Source organism: Ktedonobacter racemifer DSM 44963 (assembly GCF_000178855.1).
In the GTDB taxonomy this organism is placed as follows: domain Bacteria; phylum Chloroflexota; class Ktedonobacteria; order Ktedonobacterales; family Ktedonobacteraceae; genus Ktedonobacter; species Ktedonobacter racemifer.
In genome coordinates this window covers 2196850-2207459 of sequence record NZ_ADVG01000001.1, presented here as the reverse complement: position 1 = coordinate 2207459, position 10610 = coordinate 2196850, and the positions used below count along the sequence as shown (strand labels likewise).

General features: G+C 54.1%; 8 protein-coding genes and 1 pseudogene. 2 read left to right on the top strand and 7 right to left on the bottom strand.

Annotation, left to right across the window (positions count from 1 at the left end):
- The 7 genes and pseudogenes from KRAC_RS80715 to KRAC_RS09555 all read right to left on the bottom strand — a co-directional run.
- Positions 1 to 233 (bottom strand): annotated as a pseudogene (locus KRAC_RS80715) (tRNA pseudouridine(55) synthase TruB); the annotation flags it as partial.
- Between the two features lie 16 nt (positions 234 to 249).
- Positions 250 to 1305, bottom strand: coding sequence for a DHH family phosphoesterase (locus tag KRAC_RS09580; protein WP_007906463.1), 1056 nt, complete (start codon positions 1303 to 1305; stop codon positions 250 to 252).
- Positions 1302 to 1688 carry a 30S ribosome-binding factor RbfA gene (gene rbfA / locus KRAC_RS09575; RefSeq protein ID WP_007906461.1) on the bottom strand — a complete coding sequence of 129 codons (387 nt, stop codon included), beginning with the start codon at positions 1686 to 1688 and terminating at the stop codon, positions 1302 to 1304. Before rbfA ends, KRAC_RS09580 begins: the two co-directional genes overlap by 4 nt.
- A 112-nt stretch (positions 1689 to 1800) precedes the next feature.
- Positions 1801 to 4545, bottom strand: a complete 2745-nt coding sequence (gene infB / locus KRAC_RS09570; RefSeq protein ID WP_007906459.1) for a translation initiation factor IF-2 — start codon at positions 4543 to 4545, stop codon at positions 1801 to 1803.
- Between the two features lie 656 nt (positions 4546 to 5201).
- Positions 5202 to 5558: an RNase P modulator RnpM gene (gene rnpM, locus KRAC_RS09565; protein ID WP_007906457.1), complete on the bottom strand. Its 357-nt coding sequence runs from the start codon at positions 5556 to 5558 to the stop codon at positions 5202 to 5204.
- A gap of 161 nt (positions 5559 to 5719) precedes the next feature.
- Positions 5720 to 6844 carry a transcription termination factor NusA gene (nusA, locus tag KRAC_RS09560; RefSeq protein WP_007906455.1) on the bottom strand — a complete coding sequence of 375 codons (1125 nt, stop codon included), beginning with the start codon at positions 6842 to 6844 and terminating at the stop codon, positions 5720 to 5722.
- A gap of 484 nt (positions 6845 to 7328) precedes the next feature.
- Entirely contained in the window at positions 7329 to 8570 is a 1242-nt protein-coding gene (locus KRAC_RS09555) for an RNA-guided endonuclease InsQ/TnpB family protein (RefSeq protein WP_040443198.1), read from the bottom strand.
- Between the two features lie 475 nt (positions 8571 to 9045).
- Here KRAC_RS09555 and KRAC_RS09550 point away from each other — a divergent pair, with 475 nt between their 5' ends.
- A complete protein-coding gene (locus tag KRAC_RS09550) occupies positions 9046 to 9243 on the top strand; it encodes a helix-turn-helix domain-containing protein (RefSeq protein ID WP_040443196.1) in 198 nt (65 codons plus the stop codon).
- A 185-nt stretch (positions 9244 to 9428) separates the two neighbouring features.
- The gene (locus KRAC_RS09545) at positions 9429 to 10583 is read left to right on the top strand and encodes an acyl-CoA dehydrogenase (protein ID WP_007906448.1); all 1155 of its coding nucleotides are present in this window, start codon (positions 9429 to 9431) and stop codon (positions 10581 to 10583) included.
- Positions 10584 to 10610 lie beyond the last annotated feature (27 nt).

The window sequence follows — 10610 nt, the reverse complement described above, 5'->3', positions numbered from 1 at the left end:
GTATCGGTCGCGATGCCAAAGATAATCTCCGCCTGGTACGCCTTGCCGCTCTCGCTAAGATACTCCGCGACGCGCGTGCCCAGTCCCACGCAGATAGGAAGCACGCCGCTGGCGGCTGGATCGAGCGTCCCGGCGTGCCCGACACGCCTCTGCTTGAGCAACTTGCGCACGCGTGCCACGACATCATGCGAGGTCATGCCAAGCGGCTTATTGATATTGAGAATTCCGTCCATTAAAACCTCTTGAAGTTTAGGATTGAGTTGTGTCTGTTGCGTCCAGACTGGTCAGGCGCTGGCATTCCTCGGCTAGCTGCGCGACAATCTCGGGCATGGCTTCAGCCAGGGGGCGATTTACCGTGGCTCCGGCTGCTCTTGGATGACCCCCGCCTCCTAGACGCATGCAGAAGGCTGCAGCATCGAATGGCTCATAGGTTCGTAGGCTAATGCGCGTGGTCTGTGTCTCGCCATAGGCTTTGAAGAAGGCTGCCACCAGCACGCCCTCGACATCGCGCAAGGTACCAACACAGCTATCATCCATATCCGCAGTGGCGCCAGCGGTGATCAGGGTTGCATCGTCGGCGTAGGACCAGATGAGACGGCCCTCGCACGCCGTCTGGGCCTGCTTAAAAACCTCTGCTTGTAGGCGCAGCTTGGCCAGGGGATGGGTGCGGAAAAGGGGTTTAACCGTCGTTTCCGCGTTAGCACCCGCGCGTATTGTGACCGCGGCGGATTCCATCGTACGCGCGGAGGTGTTGGAGTACTGGAACGAGCCAGTATCGGTGATCATGCCCGTTAGCAGGCATTGGGCAGCCTCTCCGGTGAGCGGAAGATGCGCCTGCTGCTGAAAGAGCACCAGTAGCTCTGCCGTCGCGGCGGAGGCTGTGTCAATAATATTTACCTGGCCACAGCCAGTGCTACTCACGTGATGATCCATGTTCAGGATAGGCACACGTGCCAGGAAGTCCCGGTGTTGTTCAGCCAGCGCGCCAAAGCGGTAGAGTTCGCCGGCATCCAGGGCGATCACCAGGTCAAATTGCTCGTCTCCAAGCGTTGTCTGGAAGCGTTCATGGCCAGGCAGAAAGTGAAACGATGGTGGCACCACGTCTGGGCAGACTGGCACGCAGTATTTGCCTAGCTGGTCCAACATATGGGCCAGGCCGAGGGAGGAGCCAAGGCAGTCCCCATCTGGTCGCTCATGCGCAAGAATGGCGATGTGCCGCGCGGGCTGGATCATCGCCATTGCTTGCTGGACCAGGAGGCCATCAAGCTCCTGGGTCAAAGTAGGATTTAGATAGGTCTGGCTCATGCTTCCTCGTTCGTTGATGATGTCGGTTGTGAGGAGTCCTCCTGGTTGACCTTGTTAATGAGGGCCAGGATGCGTGCGCCCTCGGCAATGGAGTGATCAAGCTTAAAGACCAGGTCTGGCATATAGCGCAAGGTAATGCGCTCGGCCAGTTCATGGCGCAAGAAGCCTGAGGCGTTCTTCAGACCCTGCATTGTCGCGGCCTGTTCCTCCTCGGTTCCCATGACGCTGACCATAACCTTGGCATGGCGCAGGTCGCCGCTGACTTCAACATGGGTGATGCTGGCGAAGCCAACGCGGGGATCTTTGACGCGTGTTCTCATAAGTTCGCTAAGTTCGGCGGCGATCAATTCGCCCAATTTCTCTTGACGATGTGGGTTAGCCATAATCTCGTCCCATCCTCTTCGCTACACACGGATGATCTAGTGGAAAAGGGCGGAAGCGTAGTATGGCCTGGTGTGACAGACATGCTACGCTTCCGCAATCGCTCTGTAGTTCTTATGCGCCGGGCATGACGCGCTCTTGCGCAAAGGCCTCGATGATATCGCCGACCTCGATAGCGGTGAAGTCCTCAAGGATAATACCGCACTCGTAGCCGGTCAGTACCTCGCGCACATCGTCTTTACCACGACGGAGCGAGTCCACCTTGCCTTCATAGACCTTGTCCTTATTGCGCAGGACGCGGGCCTGTGAGGAACGCATGATCCTACCGTCGGTGATACGACAACCAGCGATAATGGTGTTACGACCAGCCTTAAAGGTCTGCATGACTTCGGCATGACCCCCGATTACCTCGCGGTACTCAGGCTCAAGCATACCAGTCAGGGCAGCCTGGATATCGTCAATCAGCTTATAGATGACGTTGTAGTAGCGGATATCGACGTGCTCTTTTTGCGCCTCGCGCTGAGCCGCGCCATCGGCCTTGACGTTGAAGGCGATGACGATAGCGCCGGAGGCTGAGGCCAGGTGGACATCAGTCTCGCTGACGTTACCAATACCCTCGTGAATCAGGCGAACCTTCAGGTTGTCCTCGCCCAGTTTGGAGAGCGAGCCCTTGATGGCCTCCGCGGATCCCTGTACGTCGCTTTTGAGCACGACGTTGAGTTCTTTTACGGTGCCTTCCTGCATCTGGGTGTAGAGCGTATCCAGGCTTACCTGGCCAAGATGGGTGTTCTCCTGTCGACGGCGCTCCTGCTCAGTCTGGGCATTCTGGCGAGCAGTCTTATCGTCAACGACCACCACCAGGCGGTCACCGGCCTGTGGCACCTCTGGCAAACCAAGGATGCTGACTGGTGTGCTGGGTGGCGCCTTTTGCACGCGCTTGCCACGATCATTGAACATGGCGCGTACTTTACCGGCGATAGGCCCGACCACAATAGTATCGCCCATTTTGAGTGTTCCCTGCTGGACGAGGACGGTGGCCGAAGGACCACTGCTTTTCTCCAGTTTGGCCTCAATGATGACGCCAGTCGCAGGCACGTTGGGATTGGCCTTCAGGTCCTGCAACTCAGCGACGAGCAGGATATAGTCGAGAAGCTCATCGATGCCCTCGCCCTTCTTGGCGGAGATGGGGACACAGATGATCTCGCCACCGAACTCTTCGATCAGTACGTCGTTCTCAACCAACTGCTGCTTGACGCGATCTGGATTGGCGTTGGGTCGGTCAATCTTATTAAGCGCGATAATGATAGGCATCTTGGCGGCACGCGCATGGTCGATTGCCTCGCGCGTCTGCGGCATGACACCATCATCGGCTGCGACCACGATAATGGCGACGTGGGCCACCTGTGCTCCACGAGCGCGCATGGCGGTAAAGGCCTCGTGACCGGGAGTATCCAGGAAGGTAATCTTCTTGTCGTTGACCTCAACCTGGTAGGCACCGATATGCTGGGTAATGCCTCCAGCCTCACCTGCGGCGACTTTCGTCTTCCGGATGGTGTCGAGCAAGGAGGTTTTACCATGGTCAACGTGACCCATGATCGTCACCACTGGTGGGGTGATAACCATGCCCTGATCGTCGCGAGAAGCCTGCTGTGCCTCGCTGGCGGATAGGGTCTTGCGTGCACCTGTTGCCGCCGCGACCTCGCTCTGAGTGGGTTCAAATCCCAGATCAGTTGCAACCTGGGACGCTTTCTCGTACTCCACGACCTGGTTGATGCTGGCGAAGACACTCTGTTTGATCAACTGGCGAATGATCTCATTGGGTGTGACGTCGAGTAGCTCTGCAAGATCTTTTACGATGATCTGCGGTGGAATGGTAACGGGCCCAGTGACCTTTTCCTTGACCGCAGCCGTGCGACGCTCAGTCGTTCGCTGTGCATGTCCATTGTTGCTTCTAGGGCGTGATCCACCCGAGGGGCGAGAGGGACGTGATGGTCCTCCCGTGCCAGCGGGACGGTGTGGCGCTGTACCACCACCAGGCCTGGCTGGGGGACTCTTATAAATGGGTGCTCGTCCGCGCTCAGGCGTGCTGCCCTCACTTACGGTACGTTCACTTGTGCGCTCGGCACGTTCGCGGTCACGTTCACGTCCACGGCCGCGCTCAGGGCGTTCTGTGACCGGGGTAGCACTGCCGGGGTGGAGGCTATCCTGAGGAGGACGGTAGGGGCCACCTGCTGGGCCACCGGGCCTGCCGCCTGGGCCACCACTGTAACCGCCGGGCCTGCCGCCCGGGCCACCTGCTGAGCCTGGGCCACCGGGCCTGCCGCCTGGGCCACCGCTGTAACCGCCGGGCCTGCCGCCCGGGCCACCGCTATAACCGCCGGGTCTGCCGCCCGGGCCACCGCTATAGCCCCCGGGTCTGCCGCCCGGGCCACCGCTATAGCCACCGGGTCTGCCGCCTGAAGGACCCTGCTGAGGGCCTGGGCCACCACTGTAACTGCCGGGCCTGCCGCCTGAAGGACCCTGCTGAGGGCCTGGGCCACCCGCTGGCCTATAACCACCTCCGCGATTCGGAGGACCTTGCCGTGTGGCGGGACCGCCTGGTGAAGTGGGAGGGTGCTCCCTATCACCCTGTGGGCGGGGCCCTGTTTGGGTAGGAGGAGATGTACGACGCCGAGGAGCTGCTTTCTGTTCTTGTTCTTGTTCCTGGCTGCCTGGTGTAGGGCTTTCGGACCGAGAGCCGCCACTAGTTCCTTGCTTGCCTGGCGCCGCAGGGGCGTTAGGTGTAGGTTGAGTTGTCTGTTGTTGATTGGCTGGTTTGGCCTGCTCGGTCCCATCTGTGAAATCAGATGCGTCTCTCATGAAGAAGACTCCCTTTCTGTCATCTGATGCGTCCAAAGACGCTGGAAATCTCTCTTCACAGCCATAAAAAAGGTCTGTCGCCCTTCCCTGGAATGTGTCGAGAAGTGGGTGACAGACCCTCGTTGGTGCAGTGCCAGGCATGTTTCAGTCCGCGCTCTCTAACGTTTAGAGAGGCTATGCTTATTTAATCATAGCTATTTCGCTCCGCAAACATTCACTGTTACAACTGCCCTGTAGACGAGGGGCTGTGTCTCTATTAAGAGTAGAGATAAAACAACACATTGTTTAATCCCCATCCGGCCACCGACCTGGTCGGATGTTCGTATTGAAACCCTCTTTCTGCCGTTAGCGGCATTGAGAGGGACGATAAGAGTAAAGGCGAAAAGAGTAAAAATTTACAAGCGCAAGCATATGCTGTTTCATATGATGTACAAAACAGCTTGTTGTCGAAATTCAACTGCTCTAGTATAGCCTACTCTACAGATCCTTGCAAATGCCAGGCACCTCTACAGGACTTCTTGAGGCCTATGTATAGAGATGCTTGATATGTGGAAAAGAGGGTAGTGAGAAAAACTTTTTGCATCCTTCTCACTTGTCTATCGACAAATGTAGAAGAAAAGTATCCTGACTCACCGCTCGCTTCCTATACAGACGTATCACGCTTTGGGTTCTGCAACCTTTTTGCGTGTCGCCTGTGCCGGTACGCTTACTGGTAGATCTTCTGGCAGCGTGGCGATAAACGCTTCGAGGCCGGCCAGATCTTCCTGCGGGATGGCATCAATCTTCAAAACCTGTTCGAGTCGCTTGCTTTTGATCGCCTGTTTCCAGCAAGAGAGGCGTGCGCAGAGATAGGCTCCGCGTCCCGACTTCTTGCCGGTTGCATCGACGGAGACATGCCCGTCAGGTGTGCGTACCACCCTGAGCAGCTCCCGCTTCGATTTATTCTCGTGGCAGGAGACACACGTACGCAAAGGGATATGCTTTTGTGGTTTCTGTTGTTTGGCCTTTGTCATACGATGATTGTGTACCTCCTTCTTTAGTATACGACCTGCTTCTTATGTGAAAACCAACCCCCATTTGAGGGCGCGGAGCCACTGCTATGGCTAGCGCTTCGCCCCCATGCGGGGACCACCTGAAGGTGGTACAGCAAGCGCTCAGGTTTCCTAATAGGCACTTACCTGTTCCCACGTGAACGGCGTCCCGAGCGCTCATGGCGTGAGACGCTGGTGATCTGTTCTTCTGGCTCTTCGTAGATTTCACCTTCTACGGGTTTGACGACATCAACGCGCCAGCCGGTGAGCTTTGCCGCCAGGCGGGCATTCTGCCCATCTTTACCAATTGCCAGCGAGAGTTGGCGCTCAGGCACTGTAACAATCGCGGTATGATCTGAGTCGCGTAACTCAACTTTCAGTGGCTTCACCGGACTCAACGCGTTCGCCACAAATGAGGCTGTGTCCGGACTCCACTGGATAATGTCAATCTTCTCATCATTGAGTTCACGTACGATATTGCTGATGCGTTGTCCGCGTACGCCGACGCAGGAGCCAATGGGATCGAGGCCCTCCTGGCGTGCGTAGACAGCGACTTTTGCTCGGCTGCCTGGCTCGCGCGTGATGGCTTTGATCTCCACGGACCCGTCGTAGATTTCAGGCACTTCATTCTCGAAGAGACGACGCACCAGGTCGCGATGGGTACGCGAGACCAGGATCTGGAGCATCCTGCCCTGTATGCGGCGTACATCATAGATGTAGAGGCGCAAGCGTTGCTTCATGCGGTAGTGCTCGCCGGGAATGGTCTCCGAGATGGGCATCAAGCCTTCGACTTTATCAACTTTATCCAGGTCGAAGTCGACTACCCAGCCTCGCTGTTCCTCGCGGATCAGGGTACCCAGGCGAATCTCGCCTACCCAGCCCTTCACCTGTTCATAGAGGTGCTCATGTTCTGCTTCGCGGATGCGCTGAAGAATGACCTGTTTAGCGGTCTGCGTGGGGATGCGCGAAAAGATGAACGAAGAATCTACGTCGAGCAATTGTCCGAGGGCCGCATTTGGAACGAGACGCTGTGCCTCCGCCAGAGAGATCTCCTCGTTAGAATCATTTACCTGGGCCACAACACGCTTCGATGCCCACACATGGACTTCGCCATTCTTGTCAACCTCGATGCGTACATTCTCACCACCACCGAAGCTTTTACGATATGCTGCGAGGAGGGCGTTCGCTACGGTTTCCATTACCACTTCGCGGGGTAGTCCCTTCTCGGCAATTAATTGTGCGATAGCCGCCTGAAATTCGCTCCTCATATGCCTTGCTCCTCCCGCTGGTGCCCAGTTACACTCAACTCAATTTTATGTGTGCAAAAGAAAACGTCTCTAGCAGACAGAAAAGTGGGGAAAATGCCCACTTTTCGCAAAAAAAATCTCAGTTCTGTCTGTATTATATCATGCTGATTGAGCTTTGCCTAGTATTAAGACGCAAGCTCAATAGGACGCCTCAGCGCCCTGAAATTATTTATTCTCTATCCATAGCTTATATTATACTCTAAATTTGTTGTTGCTGAAAAGATGATATTTGTGATGTATGTATTTGTTCTTTTAAACATATGAGTGGAGGCCTTTATTCCCGTCTCTCCTCTGGATGCGCCTCTCCTTTTGCAAGGAACGAACGGGCAGATGGGTCGGCGTAAGTCGACCCATCTGCCCGTTCGTTCCTTACAAAAGTGTCCCTTTCTTGTGATATAGTTCCAAAAAACGTGGACATCTCTGGACGCCACATCTTTCGTTTGATTTACACGGTTATTGCTAACCGTGAAGGCTGAACTACATAGGCCGCTACTCCCTTTGCAAACGCATCAGGTCTACTTTTCCGTAGAATGTTGTAGGAACCGTTCACATCGGCACAAATAATATTCCTATCTTTTGTACAATACAAACGGTTTCTCCGTCCAATCCGCTTCCCGCTAAAGGTATATTCCGTCTCGTCATTGGGTTTGTAGGTTGGGATAGGATCAAGGTCAAGGAAGCTTGCTTTACTGGTGTAACTCTCTTCCTGTATCTCCAGTTGGATGCCTACTAACTCCGCTTTGTACGTCAGCATGTCAATGAAGCGTGCATGTGGGATCTGAACAAAGTTTTGATTGTTTCTTCTGCCCATATCGACTTCTTGCTTCCAGAACAGGTTCTTACCAGCAATGATCGTACCCACTCCCTCTTTCACCAGAAAATCAATAATGCGCTTACTGGCAGCATGCAGGTAATGATTGACTTGTCGGTTTCGATGGTTGGTAATCCGCTCCATCTGCTTCGTAGTACGGTCTCGCTCTTCTTTGGGAAGACACAGTTTCAGTTCTTTCATGCGCTTGTTGTACCATTGATTGATGCTCTTTAGCTTCCGACCGTTAACCAGTTGAGGTATAAAACTCTCTCGGTTTGAAGTTATCGCCACTAAATTCGTCACACCAAGATCAATGGCGACGCAAAAAGAAGGATCAACGTGCTTCTGAACGGGTTTCTTGCTGTAGACGACTTCAACGACGTAATAGCCGTTGCGGGGGATAATGCGAACTTGATGGATGTCCTTTTGCTTGGTTTGTATCTCGACGGGAAGCATAGATGGTTTGATAAGCCCACGTTTCAAGCCATTTTTGCCTCGGCTAATCGCCTGGATCGTGTAGATAAGAATGTTCCGCCCTTCCGTTTTGTGCTTGTACTTGGGTGGGTGTGGGCGTTCCCGGAACTTGGAAGGGGCTTCGTAGTAGGCTTTTAATCCTTCCTTGAAGCCCTTCCAGTTGCTATCTAACACCATCAGAATTTGTTGACTCACCTTTGCAGGCAGAGCTTTGTACGCTTCATGCAACTGCATGCGCTTTTGCACTTCGCTGTAGTTGAGATATGTGCCTTCATGAAAGAAGGCTTGTCGATATTCGTAATTGGCAGCATTGTACAAGTTCTTGGACTTGAAGGCCGCTTCATCGATAATCTCGTAACTTGGATCAATTTTGCTAATGCAATGTTGCTCAACTAGCTGCACACTCTTCACCTGCGCCTTGCACTGTTTCCTGCTCTGCCTTGACGTTCAAATCTTGCGACTAACACAAGGGCAACTGTTGTGCTTCGTCAAAGCACTTGTGCTGTTCACGGCAGATGCGTATCCGTTCTCGGAACGCTTTCACCACATCATTGTGCTTCCATCGTGCCCGCACTAGTTCGAAGGGTAGCCACATCTTCCTCACCCTCTTCAGTGAAGTAGTTCCGCTCGTAGCCATCGCGGAATTCAAGGTGGTTCAGTATCCAGAGAGACAACGACTTCTGGACAAGCAACGGGGCATTGCTCTCCGTACGAGATACAAGCTCACACTACCTTTCACCCTTGATATCTGTGAGTATATATGACAAAGTAATATTTGTCAATATTTGCTGGTCGTTTTTGATATCATTTGCCGAAAATTGCTTGCCTATGGTACTATTTGCTAGCAGATTGGTGAAAGGAGGCATGCATGTTACTCATGATCGACGATATTCTTGATGCTGATGAAGTGGCAAAGCTTTTAAAGCTCAATGAGCAAACAGTGAAGCGACTTGCTAATAGAGGTGAACTCCCTGGTTTCAAAATCGGTGGAAGATGGCGGTTTCGTCGTGAAGCTATAGAGGAATACATCAGAAGGCTGGAACAACAGCAAAGTGATCAAAAACGAGATGATTAGCTCTGTAGGTAGTAAGAGGTTGCTGGATGGATAAGTAGTGTTAGCTCCATCCGGCAGTGGTACAGAAAGGACTTGCGACGTACTTTATTTATGCTCTTGCCGATTCCCAAACCGATGAAATCGCATGTGATATACTCGCTAATAGCGAACTATTGTCTCTATTTTGCACAAAGGAGTACTCTGTCATGGCTGTGTCTCATGTCAGTGAAGACGAAAAGGCACTGATTGAAGCAATTCGCGAGATCGCTCAGGAGCGTGTGGCGCCCCGGGCGGCTGAAATAGATCACTCTGGCGAGTTTCCCTGGGATATGAAGGAGCTACTGGCCTCTCACGATATCCTGGCGATGCCCTTCCCCGAAGAGTACGGTGGCATTGGCGCCAGCGAACTGGCGATCTCGATGGCGGTTGAGGAACTCTCGCGCTGTTGTGCCACAACTGGCCTGATCCTGGCGGTCCAGCAACTCGGCTCGATGCCGATTCTGCTGGCAGGCAATGACGAACAGAAGCGCAAATATTTTCCCCAGCTGGCAAGCGGTGAGTGGCTAGCGGCCTTTGGTTTGACCGAGGCTGGCTCTGGCTCGGATGCCGCCGCGATGCAGACCTTTGCCGTGCGCAAGGGCGATAAGTATACCCTCAATGGTTCTAAGCGCTTTATCACCAATGGTGGCCTGGCCCAGGTCAACACCATCTTCGCGATTACTGATCCTCAGGCCGGTACTCGTGGCATCAGTGCCTTTATCGTCGAGAAAGACTTCCCCGGTTTCTCTGTTGGGCGCATCGAAGATAAGATGGGTATTAAGGGTTCGCAGACGGCTGAGCTGATCTTTGAGAACTGTGAGGTTCCAGTCGAGAACCTGCTGGGAGGGGAAGGCGAAGGCTTCAAGATCGCCATGCGTACTCTGGACCGCACACGCATCGGTATTGGTGCGCAGGCCCTTGGCATCGCGCAGGGGGCCCTGGACCTGGCCGTAGCCTATGCCAAGCAGCGTGTGCAGTTCAAAAAGCCTATCGCTGAGAATCAGGGCATCCAGTTTATGCTGGCGGATATGGCGACCAAAGTTGAGGCGGCGCGCCTGCTGGTCTATCATGCCTCGGAACTGGTGGATGATGGCGATGAACAGTTTAGCAAGTACTCCTCCATGGCGAAGATGTTTGCCTCGGACGCAGCCATGGATGTCACAAACGACGCGATCCAGGTTCTGGGTGGCTATGGATACATGAAGGAGTATCCCGCGGAGCGCATGCTGCGTGATGCCAAGATCACCCAGATTTATGAGGGTACCAATCAGATCCAGCGCCTGGTAATCGCGCGTGCCTTATTGTCCGAACGAAATTCGTAAGCTTAGGAGCAAGGAGCCGTGGTGGCA